The 22,314-nt window shown below is 42.7% G+C and carries 19 protein-coding genes and 1 tRNA gene; 14 read left to right on the forward strand and 6 right to left on the reverse strand.

What is annotated here, in order from left to right:
- The first annotated feature begins 12 nt into the window (after positions 1-12).
- The 13 genes from mraY (at position 13) to AB8P51_RS02020 (ending at position 14,963) form a co-directional block, all read left to right on the forward strand.
- Positions 13-1,233, forward strand: a complete 1,221-nt coding sequence (mraY, locus tag AB8P51_RS01960) for a phospho-N-acetylmuramoyl-pentapeptide-transferase (RefSeq protein ID WP_369747090.1) — start codon at positions 13-15, stop codon at positions 1,231-1,233.
- A complete protein-coding gene (gene murD, locus AB8P51_RS01965) occupies positions 1,234-2,568 on the forward strand; it encodes a UDP-N-acetylmuramoyl-L-alanine--D-glutamate ligase (RefSeq protein ID WP_369747091.1) in 1,335 nt (444 codons plus the stop codon).
- Positions 2,569-3,765 carry an FtsW/RodA/SpoVE family cell cycle protein gene (locus AB8P51_RS01970; protein ID WP_369747682.1) on the forward strand — a complete coding sequence of 399 codons (1,197 nt, stop codon included), beginning with the start codon at positions 2,569-2,571 and terminating at the stop codon, positions 3,763-3,765.
- Positions 3,752-4,849 carry an undecaprenyldiphospho-muramoylpentapeptide beta-N-acetylglucosaminyltransferase gene (murG, locus tag AB8P51_RS01975; protein WP_369747092.1) on the forward strand — a complete coding sequence of 366 codons (1,098 nt, stop codon included), beginning with the start codon at positions 3,752-3,754 and terminating at the stop codon, positions 4,847-4,849. Before AB8P51_RS01970 ends, murG begins: the two co-directional genes overlap by 14 nt.
- Complete coding sequence (murC, locus tag AB8P51_RS01980; RefSeq protein ID WP_369747093.1) at positions 4,846-6,198, forward strand: UDP-N-acetylmuramate--L-alanine ligase; 1,353 nt, start codon at positions 4,846-4,848, stop codon at positions 6,196-6,198. The genes murG and murC overlap by 4 nt, the downstream gene beginning before the upstream one ends.
- Before the next feature lie 94 nt (positions 6,199-6,292).
- The gene (locus AB8P51_RS01985; RefSeq protein ID WP_369747094.1) at positions 6,293-6,907 is read left to right on the forward strand and encodes a cell division protein FtsQ/DivIB; all 615 of its coding nucleotides are present in this window, start codon (positions 6,293-6,295) and stop codon (positions 6,905-6,907) included.
- Between the two features lie 4 nt (positions 6,908-6,911).
- Positions 6,912-8,234, forward strand: a complete 1,323-nt coding sequence (gene ftsA / locus AB8P51_RS01990) for a cell division protein FtsA (protein WP_369747095.1) — start codon at positions 6,912-6,914, stop codon at positions 8,232-8,234.
- A gap of 36 nt (positions 8,235-8,270) precedes the next feature.
- Complete coding sequence (gene ftsZ / locus AB8P51_RS01995) at positions 8,271-10,199, forward strand: cell division protein FtsZ (protein WP_369747096.1); 1,929 nt, start codon at positions 8,271-8,273, stop codon at positions 10,197-10,199.
- 98 nt (positions 10,200-10,297) lie between these two features.
- Positions 10,298-10,747: a GatB/YqeY domain-containing protein gene (locus AB8P51_RS02000; RefSeq protein WP_369747097.1), complete on the forward strand. Its 450-nt coding sequence runs from the start codon at positions 10,298-10,300 to the stop codon at positions 10,745-10,747.
- Positions 10,748-10,758: 11 nt separating this feature from the next.
- Entirely contained in the window at positions 10,759-11,082 is a 324-nt protein-coding gene (locus tag AB8P51_RS02005) for a TraR/DksA family transcriptional regulator (RefSeq protein WP_369747098.1), read from the forward strand.
- A 16-nt stretch (positions 11,083-11,098) separates the two neighbouring features.
- Positions 11,099-11,172 (forward strand) — tRNA-Arg (locus AB8P51_RS02010).
- A gap of 846 nt (positions 11,173-12,018) precedes the next feature.
- Positions 12,019-14,397, forward strand: coding sequence for a TonB-dependent receptor domain-containing protein (locus AB8P51_RS02015; RefSeq protein WP_369747099.1), 2,379 nt, complete (start codon positions 12,019-12,021; stop codon positions 14,395-14,397).
- Between the two features lie 14 nt (positions 14,398-14,411).
- Positions 14,412-14,963: a type 1 periplasmic binding fold superfamily protein gene (locus tag AB8P51_RS02020; RefSeq protein ID WP_369747100.1), complete on the forward strand. Its 552-nt coding sequence runs from the start codon at positions 14,412-14,414 to the stop codon at positions 14,961-14,963.
- A gap of 94 nt (positions 14,964-15,057) precedes the next feature.
- Here AB8P51_RS02020 and AB8P51_RS02025 read toward each other — a convergent pair whose 3' ends face one another.
- A complete protein-coding gene (locus tag AB8P51_RS02025) occupies positions 15,058-16,080 on the reverse strand; it encodes a YpdA family putative bacillithiol disulfide reductase (protein ID WP_369747101.1) in 1,023 nt (340 codons plus the stop codon).
- A gap of 161 nt (positions 16,081-16,241) precedes the next feature.
- Here AB8P51_RS02025 and AB8P51_RS02030 point away from each other — a divergent pair, with 161 nt between their 5' ends.
- Positions 16,242-16,667, forward strand: coding sequence for a CBS domain-containing protein (locus tag AB8P51_RS02030; protein ID WP_369747102.1), 426 nt, complete (start codon positions 16,242-16,244; stop codon positions 16,665-16,667).
- Here the strand turns inward: AB8P51_RS02030 and rpe are convergent.
- The 5 genes from rpe to rpsO all read right to left on the reverse strand — a co-directional run bounded on the left by rpe (position 16,664) and on the right by rpsO (position 22,259).
- The gene (rpe, locus tag AB8P51_RS02035) at positions 16,664-17,326 is read right to left on the reverse strand and encodes a ribulose-phosphate 3-epimerase (RefSeq protein ID WP_369747103.1); all 663 of its coding nucleotides are present in this window, start codon (positions 17,324-17,326) and stop codon (positions 16,664-16,666) included. The two genes, AB8P51_RS02030 and rpe, sit on opposite strands and share 4 nt — an antisense overlap.
- A 64-nt stretch (positions 17,327-17,390) precedes the next feature.
- The gene (locus tag AB8P51_RS02040; RefSeq protein WP_369747104.1) at positions 17,391-18,377 is read right to left on the reverse strand and encodes a hypothetical protein; all 987 of its coding nucleotides are present in this window, start codon (positions 18,375-18,377) and stop codon (positions 17,391-17,393) included.
- A 182-nt stretch (positions 18,378-18,559) separates the two neighbouring features.
- Entirely contained in the window at positions 18,560-19,423 is an 864-nt protein-coding gene (locus AB8P51_RS02045; RefSeq protein ID WP_266011705.1) for an RNA polymerase sigma factor RpoD/SigA, read from the reverse strand.
- A 164-nt stretch (positions 19,424-19,587) separates the two neighbouring features.
- On the reverse strand, positions 19,588-21,807 hold the full coding sequence (locus AB8P51_RS02050) for a polyribonucleotide nucleotidyltransferase (RefSeq protein WP_369747105.1): 2,220 nt from the start codon (positions 21,805-21,807) through the stop codon (positions 19,588-19,590).
- A gap of 182 nt (positions 21,808-21,989) precedes the next feature.
- Positions 21,990-22,259 (reverse strand): 30S ribosomal protein S15, encoded by a 270-nt coding sequence (rpsO, locus tag AB8P51_RS02055; RefSeq protein ID WP_369747106.1) that lies wholly within the window; start codon positions 22,257-22,259, stop codon positions 21,990-21,992.
- Positions 22,260-22,314: the final 55 nt, after the last annotated feature.

Here is a 22,314-nt window from a genome sequence, read left to right on the forward strand (position 1 = left end):
TGAGAAAAACGTATGCTGTATTATTTGTTTGAATACTTAGAAAAACAATACCAGTTCCCGGGGGCGACACTCTTCCAGTTTCTCTCCTTCAGGGCAGCCATGGCAGTACTGCTCTCCCTTATTCTGGCCACAACACTTGGAAAGCGCATCATTCTTTTTCTCAGAAAGAAACAAATAGGTGAGACAGTGCGTGATCTCGGACTCGACGGACAACAGCAAAAACAGGGAACACCCACTATGGGCGGACTTATCATTATTATGTCTACACTGGTACCTGTACTTCTCTTCGCCCGACTTGATAATGTTTACGTTGTCCTGTTAATTATAACAACCCTATGGATGGGAATTATCGGATTTATAGATGACTATATAAAAATATTTAGAAAGAATAAACAAGGCCTTAAGGGTCGTTTCAAAATCCTGGGACAAGTAGTCTTAGGCCTGGTCGTGGGAGCTACCCTCTTTTTCCACCCCGAGGTGACCATGAAGGAAAAGAACAGAACAATCATCACAGAGAGTTTTGAAGTGCAGGAGGTAGAAGGCAAGGAATTAAAATCGACCAAGACCAATGTTCCCTTTTTTAAGAACAATGAGCTCGATTACGGGAATTTGATTTCATGGATTGGTGGAGATGTACAAAACTACGCCTGGCTCATCTTTATCCCCATAGTGATATTTATTGTGACCGCGGTTTCTAACGGAGCCAACCTCACTGATGGAATCGATGGCCTGGCTGCAGGTACCTCTGCTATTATAGTCTTAACTCTGGGCATTTTTGCCTGGGTATCGGGTAATATCATTTTCTCAGACTATCTCGATATTTTTTATATCCCCAGAGCAGGAGAGCTGGTGGTGTTTATTTCTGCTTTTGTAGGGGCACTGGTCGGATTCCTTTGGTACAATGCCTTCCCTGCCCAGGTCTTTATGGGGGATACAGGAAGTTTAACCATAGGAGGTGTGATTGCTGTAATTGCGATCATCGTACGAAAGGAATTACTGATACCCCTGCTGTGCGGGATTTTCTTCGCCGAGTCACTCTCAGTCATGATGCAGGTAAGTTATTTCAAATACACAAAGAAAAAATACGGAGAAGGGAAGCGAATATTTCTCATGTCGCCTCTTCACCACCATTATCAAAAAAAAGGATATCACGAAAGCAAGATTGTCACCAGATTCTGGATTATCGGAATCTTACTGGCCATTGTGACCATTGTAACCTTAAAAGTGAGGTAAATGGAGCGATTAGTGATCCTGGGAGGAGGCGAAAGTGGCGTTGGTACGGCCATCCTGGGGAAGCAGAAGGGGTATGAAGTCTTTGTCTCAGACAAAGGCCTGATAAAGAAAAAATATAAAGACGTTCTTATACATGATGGATTGGAATGGGAAGAAGGAGGACATACTGAGACTAAGATTTTGAATGCCGACCTGGTGATGAAAAGTCCCGGAATCCCAGATAGAGTTCCTCTGGTTCAGAAACTGGTTAATAAGGGTATTCCTTTGATATCGGAGATCGAATTTGCATCGAGATATACAAAGGCAACTATCATCGGGATCACAGGTAGTAATGGAAAGACTACCACGACCATGCTCACACATCACATCCTTGAACAAGCTGGCTATTCGGTGGGAATGGCAGGAAATATCGGGGATAGTTTTGCAAGGATGGTAGCTGAAACCGAGAAGGAGTACTATGTACTTGAAATCAGCAGTTTCCAGCTCGACGGAATCACTTCTTTCAGGCCGCATATTGCGATGATAACTAACATCACTCCTGATCATTTAGATCGATACGAAAATGACTTTCTAAAGTATGTCGCTTCTAAATTTAGGATAACCGAAAACCAGAGCAGCAAGGATTTTTTAATCTACGATGCCGAAGACGAAGCAATAATGGCTCACCTCGAAAGTCACCCAATCCAAGCCAATAAACTACCCTTTTCGCTGAAGAAGAAAGGGGATATAGGAACATATATAAAAGACAAACAATTTGTAATAAAGACACAAGAAGACACTATGGAACTAGCATCAGATTCACTTGCATTAGAAGGTCGGCACAACCTTAAAAATACCATGGCTGCCATTACGGCGGCCAAACTGGTGGGGATCCGTAAAGAAACCATCCGTGATAGTATTCAAAACTTTCAGGGTGCTGCACACAGGCTTGAAAAAGTCCTGAAAATTCATCATGTGCAGTATATCAACGATTCAAAAGCGACTAATGTCAATGCAACTTATTATGCACTCGACAGCATGACTACCCCAACCGTATGGATAGTTGGGGGTGTTGATAAGGGAAATGACTATAAGTCCCTTATGCCCCTTGTGCGTGAGAAGGTAAAGGCAATAATTTGCCTTGGGGAAGACAATTCCAAACTCAGACAGACCTTCGTCAATGCTGTGGATATTTTTGTCGAAACCTTTGCCATGTCTGAGGCTGTTAAAGTAGCCTACAAAATTGCAGAACGTGGTGACACGGTGTTGCTCTCCCCTGCATGTGCAAGTTTCGATCTTTTTGATAACTATGAGGACAGGGGAAATCAGTTTAAAGAAGCCATTAAAAATCTATAGATCCTGAAATTTCTAAGACACATACAAGGCGATAAAGTAATTTGGGCAGTAGTAGCACTCCTGGCTCTATTCTCTTTCCTACCGGTATATAGTGCCAGTAGTAACCTGGTTTATGTGGTAGGAAATGGAACCACAATGGGGCACTTGATGAAACACGGCCTCTTACTTTTTTTGGGATTCGGAATAATTTACGGTGTTCATAAGATTCCCGCCCATTATTTCAAAGGCCTTTCTATTATAGCCATGCCCGTAGTCCTCGCCTTACTGGTCTATACGCTTGCTCAGGGAACAACAATTGAAGGAGCCAATGCAAGTCGTTGGATAAGGTTGCCACTGGTAGGGATCACTTTTCAGACATCTACACTGGCTTCAGTGGTACTCATGGTATATATCGCCCGGTATCTATCCAAAACAAAAGATCGGGAAGTAACCTTTAGAGAAAGTATATTGCCCTTATGGGCTCCGGTTTTTCTCATTGTTGTTTTGATTTTACCGGCTAATTTTTCAACGGCAGCTATCCTATTTTTTATGGTGTTGGTTCTATGTTTCCTTGGAGGCTACCCTTTAAAATACTTGTCGGCGATGATAGGCTTTGGGTTGATCGGACTTATGTTCTTTGTTCTTATCGCCAAAGCGGCCCCTGATCTTTTTCCCAACAGAGTAGATACCTGGATGAGTCGGATTGAAAGTTTCTGGGACCCTGCGGATACAGAGGCAGATTATCAGATTGAAAAGGCCAAAATAGCAATTTCCAGTGGCGGACTTGTAGGGAACGGAGCCGGGAAAAGTGTAATGAAGAATTTCCTGCCGCAGAGTTCCTCTGATTTTATTTATGCCATCATCGTTGAGGAATATGGTCTTATAGGAGGCTTTTCCCTGATGTTTTTTTATATGCTGTTACTTTTTAGAATTGTGGTCGTGGCTAATGCCAACGAGTCGGTTTTTGGAAAGTTACTGGTGGTGGGTGTCGGACTTCCTATTGTATTTCAGGCCCTGATAAATATGGCTGTGGCTGTTGAACTGTTTCCGGTTACCGGACAAACGCTGCCTCTGATTAGTTCCGGAGGGACTTCCATCTGGATGACATGCCTGGCGATAGGTATTGTACTGAGTGCAAGTAGAAAGAAAGCAAATGATTTAGATGAATCGGAAGTAGATGAGAATAACCCTTTAGAAGTCTTAAGTGGGCAACTATAAGTTTATCCTCTCCGGCGGAGGTACCGGAGGCCATATATATCCGGCGATTGCAATCGCCAATGAGCTGAAAAAGCGATTTCCGGAAGCTGAGTTTTTGTTTGTGGGGGCGAAAGACAGGATGGAGATGGAGAAGGTCCCTCAGGCTGGTTACCAAATAAAAGGATTATGGATAAGTGGTTTACAGAGAAGACTAACGTGGAAGAATTTGCTTTTCCCATTTAAAGTGATTAGTAGTTTGATTAAAGCGAGAAACATAGTGAGCACTTTTAAACCCGATGTGGTCATTGGAACTGGTGGATTTGCCAGTGGTCCTGTGCTCAGAGTCGCATCCGGGAAGAGGATTCCCTGCCTCCTGCAGGAACAGAATTCCTATGCGGGAATCACCAATAAACTCCTTGCTTCAAGAGTGAGCAAAATATGTGTAGCCTATAAGGGGATGGATAAGTTCTTTCCGAAGGAGAAGATCGTCCTCACCGGAAACCCGGTGAGATCATCTCTGGTTCAGTTGCCCGCAGAGGTGGGACCGTCCTATGGGTATTTCGAGCTGGATCCGACTAAAATGACTTTATTGATTTTGGGGGGGAGCCTGGGATCGCGGAGAATCAATGAACTCATTGAAAAGCATCTGTCGTATTTCGAAGATTCAGGTTTACAGTTGGTTTGGCAATGTGGATCTATGTATTACGAGAAGTACAAACAATACCACAGTGAAAATGTAAAGGTCTACGGATATCTCAATCAAATGGAACACGGTTACAGGATTGCAGATATCATCATCTCCAGGTCGGGAGCAGGCTCGGTATCCGAACTGTGTCTGGTGGGCAAACCCGTGCTTTTTATCCCTTCACCAAATGTGGCCGAAGACCATCAGACCAAAAATGCGCTGGCATTGGTAAACGCGAATGCAGCTGAAATGGTGGCCGAAAATGATCTTGAAACCAAATTTAAATCCTCATTCGAAGAACTATTACAATCAGATCGAAAAAGGGAAGAACTGAGTGAAAATATAAAGAAAATGGCCTTGCCCAGGGCCACCGAACATATTGTGGATGTAATTGAAAAATTAATTGAGTCAGGATCATGAGGAAATTCGATTTTCTTAGGGTGTATTTTATTGGTATCGGTGGGATAGGTATGTCTGCACTGGCCCGGTATTTTACTTTTTTGGGTACATCCGTAGCCGGCTATGACAAGACTTCTACCCCCCTGACCCGGGAATTGGAAGCTCTTGGAATTGATATCCATTACTCGGATGACCTGTCGCTAATCCCCGAATCCTTTTTCATTACCAAAGAAACCCTGGTGGTGTATACGCCGGCAGTACCAGAAGACCTAAAGGAATGGCTCTATTTTACGGAAAAGGGATTTACGGTAAAAAAGAGGTCTGAAGTGCTGGGAATGATTACCCGGGAGACCTTTTGCTTCGCAGTCGCCGGTACTCATGGAAAAACGACCACGTCCAGTATACTGGCTCATCTTCTCAGGGAGACAGGAACACCGCTCACAGCTTTTTTGGGAGGGATATCCGAGGATTTCAATAGTAATTTTATATGGGAAGGTAATCAGTACTCTGTTGTGGAGGCCGATGAATTTGACAGATCTTTTCTTCAGCTAGAGCCCGATGTGGCCTGTATTACTTCCATGGATGCTGATCACCTAGATATATATGGCAATAAGGAAGCCCTGCAAATGTCTTTCAGAGAGTTCGCAGCCAAGCTCAAACCCAATGGGAAATTATTTGTCAGGAATGGTCTCCCCATTCAGGGTATCACCTATGGGATAGATGATAATTCGGATTATTGTATAAAAAACATCAGAATTGAACATGGTACCTACATTTTTGATTTGGGCACCCCTGATACTATTTTGAAAGGGGTGAAATTCAACAAACCAGGCAGGCATAACCTGTTAAACGGTTTGGTGGCTTTCGCAATGGCGATTCAGGCTGGTCCCCCGCTGGATCGCCTTGTAGAAGCTTTGGAAACATTTAAAGGTGTTCAGCGAAGATTCTCCTATAAGATCAAGGAAGAAAATCTGATTTTTATTGATGACTATGCGCATCATCCGACAGAAATTGACGCTGTTTTTGAGGCGATTAAAGAGATGCATCCCAATACTAAGATCCTAACTGTTTTTCAGCCACACCTCTATTCTAGAACTCGTGATTTCCTTGCGGAATTTGCCAGAAGCTTGTCCAGGTTTGACAGTGTTATTCTTCTGGATATTTATCCGGCCCGTGAAAAACCTATTCCCGGAGTAAGCTCGCAGGGGTTACTTGATCTTATTCAAAATCCCAAGAAAAAGTTGATAGCAAAACAAGACTTGGTAAATGAAATAATAGCACAAAAACCACAAGTCCTGGTAACTCTTGGAGCAGGGGATATAGGACTTGAAGTAGAATCATTAAAACAAGCATTGGAATATGAAAATTAATTGGAACTATATTAAGGTCTTGATTCTAATATTCTGCATAACAGGACTTTATGCATTCTCGAATAAAAGAAATCTCAAAAGACCCGTAAAGGAAATGGAGATCATATTTGAAGGAGACAACAATTTATACCTCTCTGAGGAGATGGTTAATAAATTGTTAATACAAAATTATGGTAGTGTCCTCAAGCTGGGCAAAGAAAAATTAGTTTTGAATACTATAGAAAAGGTCATTGAGACCCATGATATGGTAAAAAGCGCCCAGGTATATCTTACTATTGATGACAAACTTACATCTAAAATTTTCCAAAGGCAGCCCATAGGTCGTGTAGAGGGGATTAAAACATTTTACCTTGATGAGGAAGGTAAATCTATGCCTTTATCCAGGCTGCATTCTGCCCGTGTGCCAATAATCACCGGAGAGATTACAGGTAAGAGTCTGGATGATGTTTTTGAAATATTAAAATATATCAACCAGGATGATTTTTTGCGAAAAAACGTAATTGGGATACATGTAGAGGCCGAGGAAAGGTATCAATTGAAGTTTCGCGTAGAGGATTTCATAGTTGACCTGGGAAATGTGGAAGATCTGGAAAAGAAATTTAAAAATTTTAAAGCCTTTTATGCCAAGGCTCTAAAGGATAAATCCCTGAGGGACTACGCAGTAGTGAATTTGGAATTTGACAATCAAGTAGTGTGTACTAAAATTTAAGACCATGGAACAAGAAAATTACTCAGTTGGCCTCGATATCGGAACTACAAAAATAGTAGCGATCATCGGTAAAGAAAATGAATACGGCAAAATAGAAGTACTTGGGATAGGTCGTTCTAAAAGTCTTGGCGTGCATAGGGGCGTGGTGAATAACATCACCCAGACAATTAAATCTATTCAGCAGGCCGTGGAACAGGCCGAAGCTGATGCCGGACTTAAAATAGGATCTGTTGTCGTGGGTATTGCCGGACAACATATTCGCAGTTTGCAGCACAGTGATTATATCACCAGGGCGAATTCTGAAGAAGTTATCAATGAAGACGACCTGGATAAACTTTGTAATCAGGTATACAAGTTAGTTATGTTGCCCGGGGAGGAAATTATCCATGTACTGCCACAGGAATACAAAGTTGACGGGCAGGCTGAAATAAAACAACCTATAGGGATGTACGGTGGACGCCTGGAAGCGAACTTTCATGTAGTAGTGGGCCAGGTATCCTCTATAAAAAATATTGGAAGATGTATTAAAAGTGCAGGCCTAGATTTATACAACATCACCCTGGAGCCTCTGGCATCCTCCGAGGCTGTATTAAGTCAGGAAGAAAAAGAAGCAGGGGTGGCCCTGATCGATATCGGGGGGGGTACCACAGACCTAGCGATTTTTAAAGATGGGATTATAAGGCATACAGCGGTTATTCCTTTTGGAGGTAACGTGATTACCGAAGATATAAAGGAAGGATGCTCAATTATAGAAAAACAGGCTGAGCTTTTGAAAATGAAATTCGGTTCTGCCTGGCCGGGTGAAAACAAGGACAATGAAATTGTTTCTATCCCCGGATTGAGAGGAAGGGAGCCTAAGGAAATCACACTGAAGAATTTGTCAAAGATTATCCACGCCCGTGTGGTTGAGATTGTGGAACAGGTCTATGTTGAGATTAAGAATTACGGCCATGAAGAACAAAAGAAAAAATTAATTGCCGGCATCGTCCTCACCGGTGGAGGTAGCCAGTTGAAACACCTGAAACAACTGGTAGAATACATTACGGGGATGGACACCCGTATCGGATACCCCAATGAGCATCTGGCCGGAGATTCAGATGCAGAGATCGCCAGTCCCCTTTATGCCACCGCAGTAGGATTATTGATGAATGCCGTTGAGAATAAGGATAAACGCAGGTTAAAGACCCTGGAGGAAGAAAAAGAGAGAGAGATGGTTTTGGAAGGGCACGAAGAGGTGGTTGCAAGCGGGTCTGCCAGAAAAGAACGAAAATCAGTATTTGACAGGTGGTCTGAAAAGCTCAAGGATTTTCTAGACAACGCAGAATAAAGTAAAGTATATCATTTAACCAGTAATAAAAGTATCATGAACAAGAACACCGAATTTGAAAGTATTTCCTTTGACCTCCCCAAGAATCAAAGTAATGTAATAAAAGTGATCGGCGTTGGCGGTGGTGGTAGCAATGCCATAAATTATATGTTCCAGGCGGGAATCAATGGAGTAGATTTTGTCATCTGCAATACAGATTCTCAGGCACTTCAAAATAGCCCAGTACCCAATAAGATTCAGCTAGGGGTTTCCCTGACCGAAGGACTGGGAGCAGGGGCCAACCCTGAAGTAGGGGAGCAGGCAGCAGTTGAGAGCATGGAAGAAATAAAACGCATGCTCGATACCACAACAAAAATGATTTTCATTACAGCCGGAATGGGTGGGGGAACAGGTACTGGTGCTGCTCCCGTCATCGCAAAACAGGCTAAGTCAATGGATGTTTTAACTGTGGGAATCGTTACAATGCCCTTCCAGTTTGAAGGTAAAATGAGGTGTCAGCAGGCGCAAAAAGGAATTGAGCGCCTTCGGGAGCACGTAGATTCCCTGATCATCATCAACAATAATAAGCTCAGGGAAGTATATGGGAATCTCGGATTTAAAGCCGGCTTCTCCAAGGCGGATGAAGTTCTGGCGACTGCAGCCCGTGGAATTGCAGAAGTTATTACACACCATTATACACAAAATATAGATTTAAGGGATGCCAAAACAGTGCTTTCGAATAGTGGTACTGCTATTATGGGATCATCCATGGCTTCAGGTTCAGCCAGGGCTCAGGAGGCGATCATGAAAGCGCTCGATTCTCCCCTGCTCAATGACAATAAGATCAACGGAGCGAAAAATGTACTGTTATTAATAGTCTCAGGTACAAAAGAAATTACTATAGATGAGATAGGAGAGATCAATGATCACATTCAAATAGAGGCAGGTCACGGGGCGAATATTATCATGGGGGTAGGAGAGGACGAAACTCTCGGAGATGCTATAGCCGTTACTGTAATTGCGACGGGTTTTAATGTGGACCAGCAGGATGAAATCGTCAATACCGAATCCAAAAAAATCATTCATACTCTGGAAGAAGACCAAAAGGCCGAACAACAGCTTATGGAGTCTGAACAGGTGGTTCATGAGCTGGTCATGGAAGAGGAAGAAACTGAGCCTATTGTAAAGCACGTTTTAGAAATTGAGGAAGAAATGGATTTGATTCCTACTACTAATTTCATTAGAAATTTCAACGTCTTTTATGATGAAGTAGTAGCTGAAGATATCGATGAAGATAGTTTTGTGATTATCGATTCGAAGGAAGCTCTATTTGACATCGAAGTTGTCGATCCTGTAACCGTTTCCTCTAAAGAGAGCAAGGAGCAGATCACCATGAGTTTTGATATGCCCCTATCTAAAGAAGGAGAACCTGAAGAAGAGGAAGATAAAGAGCACGTGATTACTTTTTCCCTTGATGAAGACATCAGTGATATAGATGTAAATGAACATATCGAAGTAATTCCTGTATTAGAGTACAATAAAGAAGGAGAAAAACGGTACAGCCTTGACGATTATATGGAACTTGAATCCAAGTTAACCGGCGCTCGTTCCAAGGCAGAGGATTTCGATCCAAAGATTGTTGAGGATGAACTCGTTTTTGAACACAAAACCGTAAGTGCCTACGAACAGTCAAATAAAGAAACGAATCCGGAGGAGATCGATCCGATGTCTTCACCTATAGAAGAACTATTGAAGGCCAGGGCTGACGAACGCAGAAAAAAGCTTAAGGATTTTAATTATAAGTTTCAGAATAGTATGGGCCATATTGAAGAAATTGAAAAGGAACCCGCTTATAAACGTCAGGGAGTTAATTTGAACGACAACCCTAAGGAGGGAAAGGTTTCCAGGACAACACTGGGTGAGGATAGCAATGATGAAATTCAAATGCGATCTAACAATTCATTTTTACACGATAATGTAGACTAGTTAATTTTGTTTGGTTGTTTCAACCGTTCTAAAACCCGAGATGATTCCCTTCGTTTCGGGTTTATTTTTTAACTTCACATCACTAAAAATAAAGGGTTATGAGCTTACAGGATAAGGTAATGCAGGAAATGAAGACAGCGATGAAAGCGAAGGATACTGTTGCTTTGGAATCGCTTCGGGCCATAAAATCGGCACTTTTGTTAGCCCAAACCGATAAAGGAGGGGGAAAAGGACTCACTGCAGAAGAAGAGATAAAAATGGTTCAGCGTTTAGTGAAGCAGAGGAAAGACAGTGCAGCAATCTTTACTGAACAAGGTCGGAAAGACCTTGCAGAAGCAGAGATGTCTCAGGTCACTGTTATCGAGAAATTTCTTCCAGAACAGTTGGGGGAAGCAGAAATTGAAAAGGTAGTGGTGTCTACAATAGAGGAAATGGGGGCAAGTGGAATGAAAGATATGGGGCCTGTGATGGGTCAGGTATCTAAAAAACTTGCAGGGAAAGCAGATGGAAAGACGATCTCGGGGATTGTCAGAAAGCATTTGAATTAAGCAGTAGCGCTGTGGATACTTCTGAACTCAGGGCACTATTACAATCCGCAATCACAAGGACGGAAAAGCGAATAAAGCAATACAGAGATTTAAGCGGTCCTGTGGCTCCCGACAATGCCATCGGCAGGGTATCGAGGATGGATGCGATTAACAATAGGGGTGTCATGGAAGCGGCCCTGCGCAAGGCTGAAGATCAATTAAAAGGCCTGGAACGCAATTTCTCCCTGCTGGATACCGAAGATTTTGGGAAATGCGTGAAATGCAGGGCAGAGATTCCTATTGAACGTATTTTATTAGCTCCGGAAAGTTCTTTTTGTGTAAATTGCGCTCGCTAAGAAAAAGACAGATAAAGGCCGCGTAGTTCAACTGGATAGAATATCAGATTTCGGCTCTGAGGGTTGGGGGTTCGAATCCTCCCGCGGTCACGAATAAACCAAAAAAAGGTATAAGACAAGCGAGTTCCAAAAAAGGAAGCTCGCTTTCTTTTTTGGAGCGAAGCGAAGTCTTCTTTTTTTGGTTTTCAACGCGGAGCGTTGTGAGGAACAGTGAGCGAAGCGAAGTAATCCTCTAACCTTTTTTTTACTAATAGTTTGATGAAGTAAAAAGGAAGCTTGCTTTCTTTTTTGGAGCGAAGCGAAGTAATCTTTTTTTTAGTTTTCAATGCGCCTGCCTGCCTGAGGCGAACAGCTTGGGAAATTTTTCCTTACCATTTTTCCTGATTCTGATTCTGTTCTGAATTTTAAATAAAAGCTTGATTCAGGTATTTTAGTAAGGATTAATTTCTTCTCGAAAACCGGAATAGGAGCGCGAATAGGTACAATATTAGCATATCCTTAACAGTGCGAAGCAAATCATTATTTAATTTTGAAAATATGGGAGGTAACAGTTTAAAGATCACTTTTTCTTTATTGCTACTAGGTCTATTTCTTTTAGGCAAGGGAATAAGTTATCACCCATTATCCCATAGTGATGAAAGCGACACTGAAAAATGCGAATTGTGCCTGTTTTCAGTTTTAAGTGAATCAGTTCTTTACGATACTCCCGCCCAGGCAGTAAAACCTGCTATCGTATTCAACGTTCCCTCTCAAGGACATTTGGAAAGCAGGGGCGCGTTTTTTAAAGAAGATATTTTCTTTCCATCTCTTTTTAGTCGACCTCCCCCCGCTCTATAGGTCTATACAGACAACTTGAGTAATACTCTTTTGCATTCCTCGGATGCAGTCCATATTAATTTATTATTTCATCTAATGTCCTTCAGACTCTTATACTTTTTGAGCATTTTGCTCCTGCCTTTTATATTGATAGGGCAGAAATGCAACGATAAACTTTCCGGAAAGGTTCTCGATTTTCACAATAAGACCCCCCTGGTTGGTGCAACGCTGGTTATTTCAGATATGAATGTATCGGTTTTTACAGATCTAAACGGGCAATATGTCTTTAAAGATATATGCAGTGGGGAATATGAGATAGAAGTCATGCACCCTGATTGCAGGACCCTTATTTTTCCTGTTAGAATCTCAGGGGATACGGAAAAGGACTTTTTCCTCGAGCATCATCTGGAAGAATTGGATGAGGTACAGGTGGTTGGGGGTGCCGTTTTAAAAAAGACAAATTCGGGGATTGAAGAACGGCTCGATAATGAGACGCTGATCAGGTATAGTGGGGGTAGTTTGGGTGATGCATTAAATGAAATCAGCGGTGTCTCCAGCTTAAATACCGGGGCAACTATAGTGAAGCCTGTAATTCACGGATTAAATGGAAGCAGGGTCCTGGTTCTGAATGATGGAGTACGTATGCAGGATATGGAATGGGGAGATGAACACGCACCCAATGTGGACATCAATTCGGCCAGTGCCATTTCAGTTGTAAAAGGGGCCGCTGCGCTTCAATATGGGGGAGATGCGGTAGGAGGTGTTATCCTGATGGAGCAGGAAATCATGCCGGCAAAAGATACCCTTTATGGAAAGACCATCCTCAACGGGATGTCCAACGGACGTGGGGGCTCAATATCCTCAGAACTGTCGAAGGTCTTCGAAAACCAATGGTTTGCCAAAGTCCAGGGATCGTACAAACGCCTCGGCGATCAGGAAGCCCCGGATTATATTTTATCCAATACGGGTATACGGGAAACCGGTATATCGCTGCAGGCTGGGAAGAAGACTTTTAATTGGGGCATAGACGCCCGTTTTTCCTATTACGACGCGGAAATCGCTATCCTGAGAGCTTCACATATAGGCAATGTCGATGATCTGATCAGAAGTATCAACAGTGGTACTCCCCAGATTATACGCCCTTTTACGTACGACTTGCAAAATCCAAGGCAGCAGGTAACCCATTACCTGGGTAAAATAGCCTTGTATAAACGATTTCAGGGCCTTGGAAAGTGGAGTCTGCAATACGATTTTCAGGATAACCGAAGGCTGGAGTTCGACGTAAGACGTGGCGAACTTGATGACAGAGCCTCTCTCGATCTGCAACTGACGACCCATACGATCAACACTGATTTTAAATGGGATGCCAATGACAGGTTGGAGATGCAGTTGGGCCTTATGGGAAGGTACCAGGATAATTTTCCAAATCCCGATACAGGTGTGCGCAGACTTATCCCGGATTATGAGAAATTCGATTTGGGTATTTTTAGTATTGCTGAGTATAGAATTTCCCAGGATTGGAACCTTGATGCCGGATTTCGATATGATTTTTCCCGTATCGATGCCACCAAGTTTTATCTAACCAGCAGGTGGGAAGAACGGGGATACGATGAGGATTTCAGTGATATCATTATAGAAGACCTGGACACTCAGTTGCTGACCAACCCTGTACTCGATTTCAATAATTTTTCGGGAACAACAGGTGTAAAATATAACAAAGACAACAATACCTTTTTTAGACTTAATTACGCCCTCGCGCAACGAGCACCTAACCCATCTGAACTTTTTAGTGACGGCCTTCATCACTCGGCAGCACGTATCGAATTAGGAGACCTGAGAATCAATAGCGAAACTTCCAGTAAGATTTCACTTTCCTATGAAAAGCGAAATACAAACTGGGGCTTTACCCTTGAACCTTACGCAAATTTTGTTTCAGATTTTGTTGTCCTCGAACCAACCGGGGTTGAGTTCACCATTCGGGGTGCATTTCCCGTTTGGTCGTATCGTCAAACAGACAGTCGACTTATAGGCCTCGATGCATCTGCCTACGTAGATTGGAGTGATCGATGGGAAACCGACCATCAGTTTTCCATAGTGAAAGGAAAGGATACGGAGAACGATATCGCCTTGATCAATATCCCGGCGGCTAACTTCAGGAACCGGATCCGTTTTGTAAAAAGGGAATGGAACGGGCTTGAAGTAGCTCTGATGAGTAATCTGGTATTCCGGCAAAATGAATTCCCTCCGAACATAGTGGTATTCTCCCCTGAGGAGCAACAAGATGTGTTGTTGGAGATTAACACTCCCCCCGATGCATACCATCTGCTGAGTTTTACCTCTAAGATGGACTTTTCGCTTGGAGATTCAGCGGCATTGACCGCTTCCGTGAACGTAAATAATTTATTCGATACATCTTTCAGGGACTATTTAAACAGACAACGATTTTTTGCCAATGGAATGGGCAGAAACATTCAATTACAATTAATATTCAACTATTAAAATAAATCATGGCTATGAAAAACATTAAATTTTTTACACTCGTACTACTTACAGGATTTCTTTTTACTTCATGTTCTGACAACGACAATCCAATTCCGGTAAATGAAGAAGAGATCATTACGACCATAACAGTTACCCTGGTCCCTAATGGAGGGGGTGACACCATAACCTTGCAAAGCCGGGATCTTGACGGTGACGGGCCAGACGCCCCCGTGGTGACTGTTTCAGGCAATTTTGTGGCGAATACGGTATACGGAGGAGCGATAGTTATACTCAATGAAACGGAGTCACCTGCAGAGAATATTACGGATGAAGTGGAAGCGGAAGACGAAGAACACCAGTTTTTTTATACGGTTAGTGGCGGACTTGATGCGACTACCGATTACGCCAATTTTGATGACGATGGAAATCCTTTGGGAACGTTATTTACTCTGAGTACAGGAGCAGCCAGTACGGGAACCCTTGGTTTTACCCTGCGCCATGAGCCTACTAAGCCAAATACAGGTCTGGCAGATGCTGGAGGAGAAACCGATTTAGCCGTTACATTTTCCGTAACCATAGACTAGTCGGTTCAAGGGCGTTTATTATCAAGGGTAAAAACCTGAATTAGCTAAACCCTTTAAATAATCGGATTTATATATCCGGTTGATTAAGAGGTTTTTAATGAGGTTTGCCTTCTTTGAGGGAAGGGGATGAGACTGTCTTTGTGTTCGCTTTTATTTTTTTCAGGATTTCTGCTATTATTATCTTGGCGTGTATCCTGGAGTTTTCTATAAACCATTTATGAGTCTCCATCCCGCCACAGATTACCCCGGCAAGATAGAGGCCTTTTATATTGGTCTCCATGGTTTCCGGATTGTAATCAGGTAGTCTTTTCTCATCTTCGGATAATTGGATGCCCATGGTCTCTAAGAACTCAAAATTTGGCATGTATCCTGTAAGTGCTAGGACAAAATCATTAGGAAGTTCAACCTCCCCTTTCGGGGTGTTGAGGATGATCACATCGGGTCTTATCTCTGAAACGGTAGTATTATAATAGGCCTTAATACTTCCTTCTTCTATTCGGTTAATGATATCGGGTCTTACCCAGTATTTTACTCTTTGACCTACCTCAGGGCCTCTAATGATCATGGTAACATCAGCACCTTTACGCCAGCATTCGAGGGCGGCATCCACTGCAGAATTACTGGCCCCTACTACGGCCAGTTTCTGGTTGGCGTAAAAGTGAGGGTCTTTGTAATAATGTGATACCTTCGGCAGTTCTTCACCGGGAACATTAAGTTTGTTGGGCAGGTCATAAAATCCTGTTGAAATGATCACTTGCCTGGAACTATACGTTTCTTTCTCAGTTTTTACCTGAAATACTTCGTTGTATGTCTTTACTGAGCTAACCTTTTCAAAGAGATGGATATTCAGCTTATTTGAGGTTACAATTCTCCTGTAATATTCCAGGGCTTCATTTCTCTTTGGCTTGGCTTCTTTGCTGATAAAAGGAATCTCATCTATCTCCAATTTTTCGGAAGATGAAAAAAACTGCATGTTCACGGGATAGTTAAAAAGGGAATTTACAATAGGTCCTTTTTCAATGATCAGGTACGACAATCCCTTTTTTTGAGCTTCCAGTCCGCATGCAATTCCAATAGGTCCTCCCCCTACGATAATCAGATCAAAATCCTTCTCCATTTTTTCTTTCGTAATCAGATAAATTATTTCAACATCACAAAACTAGGCATATTCTTATTAAAATTTCTTAATTCTGGGTAGGAGGCTTAAACCTGACAATTATCATTCTTTTCCGGAGTATTGAATCGGATATTTAGGTAATAAAACTAAAACAATTCATCATGACCATTTCTATAGACATACCCATCTCAACTATAATGACCAAGAATATTATTTCGGTTGATATAAAGGACGGACTAGACAGAGCGGAACATTTGTTCAAGAAAAACAACATCAGACATATGCCCGTCACGGACAACAAAAAGATTGTCGGGATGCTCAGTATGAACGATCTGCTGCGATTGAGTTTTGCAGACGGTGCCTTTCGGGAAGAAGACAATGTAAAGTCGGAGATATACGAAATGTTTTCCATTAACCAACTAATGGTTCGCACCCCTGAATCGATCAGTTCTAAAGAAACAGTGCGGGATGCCACGGAATTACTGGTGAAGCGCAAATATCACTCCTTACCCGTAGTTGATGATGGAGAGGTAGTTGGAATAGTGACTACAACGGACCTTTTGAAATATTATCTTTCCATGTTTTAGGAAAAGGTGGTAGCTGCCAGTTCTGCGATTGTCTTTTTGGGATCTTCGGACTTAAATACCGAACTCCCTGCTACAAGAACATCGGCCCCGGCCTCAATGAGTTTGGGGGCATTTTCAAGATTTACCCCGCCATCCACTTCAATAAGAGCCGACGCTTCCTGCTGTTTGATCATCTTCCGAAGTCTTCTGATCTTTTCATAGGTCCTGTGAATAAAAGACTGACCTCCAAAACCGGGATTTACACTCATCACAAGTACCAGGTCAAGATCATTCAACACATTTTCCAGTAATGAGACATCGGTATGGGGATTTAGCGCAACACCGCTTTTCATTCCTGCGGCCTTTATGGCCTGGATTGTCCTGTGCAGATGAGGACAAGCTTCATAATGTACCGTTAGCATATACACCCCGAGATCTGCAAAAGTTTGGATATATCGGTCAGGATCAACAATCATGAGATGGGTGTCCAGAGGCTTTGTAGCGTGTTCAGCGATTGTTTTAATTACAGGCATTCCGTAAGATATATTGGGGACAAAAAGTCCGTCCATGATATCGAGGTGATGCCATGCGGCTTCACTCTCATTGACCAATTCAACATCCCTCTGCAGATTTCCGAAGTCTGCGGCCAGGAGGGAAGGGGCAATTTTAACATCATTCATCGATCAACAGATTTTTATAAGTGTAAAAGTAAACAAACCCTTGTTATTCGGAGATAATGTGGTCTCATTTTCTGATGGTGATATTACTGAGATCGCTTTCAGCAGCAATGTAACCAAAGGAAGTCCAGCTGTCACGTTCGGTGATATCTAGCCATATTTCAATGGCTTCTTCTCCCATCCCCTCATGATAATACCAATTTGCAAGGCCGTAGGACACAGCATCTGAGGCAGCAGACATTTCTTTGGCTTTTGTGAGGGAATCTACGGGGATCAGGCCCTTGTAAAACTTGCAGAGATCATAATAATTTGTGTTTTCAATCACCTCCAATCCAGTTTTAATTGGGATTAAAAGACTATCTGCCAGAGTTTTGTTTCCGAGACGGCGCTGTATCATATACAACCAGTGGGTACTCGATACGAGGTTATCAGGGTTGGATCCGCTTTCACGGCAATTGAGATATGCCCTGTAGGCATTATTATAATCGTGTTTGAGGTAATAGGCAAGCCCCAGGTGGTACCAAATGTTGCCGTGAAGTGTGCTAACGGGGATATTCATTGCATTGGGCATCCCGTCGGGTTCTATTACATTTTCGGTGCCATGAATAAGTTCTGCTCCCTTTTCCAGGTCGGCGATGGCTTTATCAAATTCCCTTATTGAGATATATCTGTGGCCTCTATGCCTGTAGAGTCGGGCATCTTCAGGAAACCTCCTGATACCATTTGAATAGACGGCTATGGCATCTTCGTAGTTTCCCAGATAGGCGGTCCTTCTGCCATACCATATGAGAAGGTCTACATCGGTGGTATCTTTTAAATAGGCAATTCTTGCTTGCTGGAAATCTTCCAGTGCCTTACCACTGGCTATATTTCGTTGATAAACCTTGCCTAGAGGAGTAATGAAGGGGGGAGGTGTTGCCGGGATATATGCGTTTTCCTGCTTACAGGATGTAATCAGGTGCATAGATAAAATACCACCACAAACTAGCAGAAGTCGCTTCATAAGGGTTGGGATTGCAATTATTTTCTCCTTTTTAATGGAATTTACAGACATTTAAATCGGTATTAGGTTGGCGAATGTATGAAATGAAAAACTCCGGTAATCAGCCGGAGTTTATTCATCAATCAAAAAACGAACAGTCATGATACACTGTTGTTATCTTTTGCAAAATACACTAAAATCTCCAGTATTCCAATTTAAGGACTGGACATCCGTGTTCTTGCCCCCGGGGAATATTACCCCAGGTAGGTCTTCAGTATCTTACTTCTGGAGGTGTGTTTCAACCTTCGAATTGCCTTTTCTTTGATCTGTCTGACACGTTCCCTGGTGAGGTCAAAGGTCTCACCAATCTCCTCGAGGGTCATAGAATGTTGCCCTGCCAGGCCAAAGTATAGTCTGATAACATCAGCTTCTCTGGGCGTTAGTGTTTCCAGGGCTCTTTCGATTTCCGTTCTCAAAGATTCATGCAATAAATCCTTATCGGGATTTGGCGACTCTCCGCTGCGCAATACATCGTAGAGGTTAGAATCTTCCCCGTCAATCAGAGGAGCATCCATGGAGACGTGCCTTCCTGAATTCTTCAGAGATTGCTTTACATCCTCCACAGTCATATCGAGTTCCTTTGCAATTTCTTCGGCAGATGGCACTCTTTCGTGTGCCTGCTCGAGAAATGCGAAGGTTTTATTAATCTTATTTATAGAGCCGATCTTATTCAAAGGAAGGCGTACAATCCGCGATTGTTCAGCCAAAGCCTGAAGGATCGACTGGCGAATCCACCAAACGGCGTAGGAAATAAACTTAAAACCACGGGTTTCATCAAAACGTTGTGCTGCTTTGATCAGGCCCAGGTTCCCCTCGTTGATCAAATCAGGGAGTGTAAGACCCTGGTTCTGGTATTGTTTTGCCACAGAAACGACAAACCTGAGGTTGGCCTTTGTCAGTTTCTCAAGGGCGGTTTGATCGCCTGCCTTGATACGTTGTGCCAACTCCACTTCTTCATCAGCCGTGATCAAATCTACCTTACCAATTTCCTGTAAGTATTTGTCAAGTGAGGCCGTTTCACGGTTGGTCACCTGTTTTGTAATCTTTAACTGTCTCATCTAATAGGTTCCTTTCAATTTAGGGTTTATTGCATGTACTGCATATACTTATACGTATAAAAAGAGAGAATGTTACAATTAGGTAAGAAAATTTTCAATAAAATGTTAAAAAAATCAAAAAACCCCGACAAAATGCCGGGGTTTAAGCTTCTTAGGGCGAAAGATTAGTCTCTTCGCTGTCTTGAGGGTCTTCTTTGTCCTCTGTCATTTCGGTCACCGCGATCTCTCCTGTCATTTCTTGGAGGTCTTTCTACGTAACCTTCAGGTTTGGGAAGTAATGCTTTCCTGGAAACCTTATCTTTTTTGGTACGCGGATCTATACCGAGGTATTTAATGTCGAACACATCGCCCATATTTACCACATCGGAAACGTTTTCTGTCCGTTCCCATGCCAGTTCTGATACATGTAAAAGGACTTCGTTCCCCGGAGCTTCTGCATATTCTACTACGGCCCCAAAATCGAGCATTTTGATTACTTTAACCTCGTAAACGCTTCCTACTTTCGGTTTAAACGTTATAGAATCAATTTTTGCTAAAACAGCGTCTATTCCGGCCTGGTCAGTTCCAAGGATTTCAACTAAGCCTTCTTCGGTAACAGGGTCTTCATTAATTACAATGGTGGTCCCTGTACTTTTCTGTAATTCCTGGATCACTTTTCCTCCTGGCCCTATCAAAGCACCGATATATTCTCCAGGAATAGTAGCGGTAACCATTTTTGGGGCATGAGGTTTTACATCACTATTAGGTGCTGCAATGGTCTCAGTTAATTTAGATAGTATATGTAACCTTCCATCTCTGGCTTGTTTCAATGCTTTTACGAGAATCTCGTAAGAAAGACCTTTTACCTTTATATCCATCTGACATGCGGTAATACCATCCTCAGTTCCGGTTACTTTAAAGTCCATATCTCCCAGGTGATCCTCGTCTCCCAGAATATCAGACAGTACTGCGTATTTTCCAGATTCTGTATCAGTGATCAGACCCATGGCGATCCCTGATACTGGTTTTTTCAACTGTACCCCGGCATCCATAAGTGCCATGGTCCCGGAACAAACGGTCGCCATAGAAGACGAACCGTTACTTTCCAACACCTCTGAAACCACACGTACAGTATAAGGACAATCCAGAGGGATCATTCTCTTTAGTGCACGTTGTGCGAGGTTACCATGTCCTACTTCCCTTCTTGAGGTACCTCTGATTGGCCTGGCTTCTCCTGTAGAGAAAGGCGGGAAGTTATAATGAAGGTAGAATGTTTCTTCGCCTTCATAGGAGGGCATATCAATTTGATTCGCCTCCCTTGAAGTTCCCAGGGTTACAGTAGCGAGAGCCTGAGTTTCTCCTCGTGTGAAAATGGCAGAACCATGAGTTGAAGGCAGGTAATCCACCTCACACCAAATGGGTCTGATTTCGTCCGTCTTACGTCCGTCTAACCGAAGTCCCTCGTTAAGGGTAAGATCCCTGACGGCTGCTTTTTCCGCTTTGTAATAGTATTTTTTGATCAAATCACCTTTTTCCTCCTGTTCTTCTTCGGAAAAGGATGATTTTATCTCTTCTTTGATCTCAGAGAATGCGGTACTTCGTTCGTGTTTAGAAGAACCTGCTTTGGCGATGGCATATACTTTGTCATAAGCCATGTCATGGATTTTCTTAGCCAGCGCTTCATCTTCATCTTCCTGATCGTATTCTCTTACTTCTTTCCTGCCAAAAGCGTCGGCAAGTCGCTTCTGAGCAGCAACTTGTTCCTTTATCGCTTCATGGGCAAATTTAATGGCCTCAACCATTTCCTCTTCGGAGATTTCTCCCATTTCTCCTTCTACCATCATCACAGAATCTTCTGAAGCCCCGATGACCATGTCTAAGTCGGATTCTTCGAGCTGTGCTCTGGTAGGGTTGATAATGAATTTCCCGTCAACTCTTCCTACGCGTACTTCTGAGATGGCGCATTCAAAAGGGAAGTCGGATAACTGTATTGCAGCAGAAGCGGCCAATCCGGCCATAGCGTCGGGCATAACATCATCATCATGAGACATCAGCTGGATCATTACCTGCGTTTCCGCATGGTAGTCTTTGGGAAACAAGGGTCTTAATACCCTGTCTACCAGGCGCATGGTGAGAACTTCTCCATCGCTGGGTCTGGCTTCTCTTTTAAAGAACCCCCCAGGATATCGTCCGGAGGCTGCGAATTTTTCGCGATAATCAACTGTAAGAGGCAGAAAGTCTACGTCAGACGCTTTGTAATTGGATACTACGGTGCACAATAACATGCATTTACCCGATTGAACGACAACAGAACCGTGTGCCTGTTTTGCAAGTTTTCCGGTTTCGATAGAAATAGTTCTGCCGTCACCAAGGTCAATGACCTCTTTAAATGTCTTTGGAATCATAGTTTTTAGTTAATCCTGTTTCTTCAGGAATGTTAAACAATGGTCTCTGCCGCCCTCATGGTCGGCCGAAGTTGTGTTGTTGTGTTGTGGACCAATGAAAAACCGAGTGTAAGCTTTTTAATGTAGCCCTTTTCAGGACCCTGAAAATGAAAAAATGGGAAAGCTTAACTTCCCCATTTCCATTATTTTCTGATATTCAGATCTTTGATTAATTCGCGATATTTTTCAATATCTTTCTTTTTGAGGTAATCGAGAAGGCTTCTTCTTTTTCCCACTAATCTCACCAGAGATCTTTCTGTATTAAAATCTTTCTGGTTGTTTTTTAAATGCCCGGTAAGGTGATTTATCCTATGGGTAAATAAGGCGATCTGAGCCTCTGTTGCACCCGTGTTACTTTCGTCCCCTCCGTACTTTTTGAAGATGTCTTTCTTCACTTCTTTGGTTAAATACATGCCAATATTTTATTTAATGATTTTTATGTATCTGATTGATTTTCAATCGAGGCGC

The sequence above is a fragment of the Muriicola sp. SD30 genome, from assembly GCF_041205185.1.
Lineage (GTDB): Bacteria > Bacteroidota > Bacteroidia > Flavobacteriales > Flavobacteriaceae > Muriicola.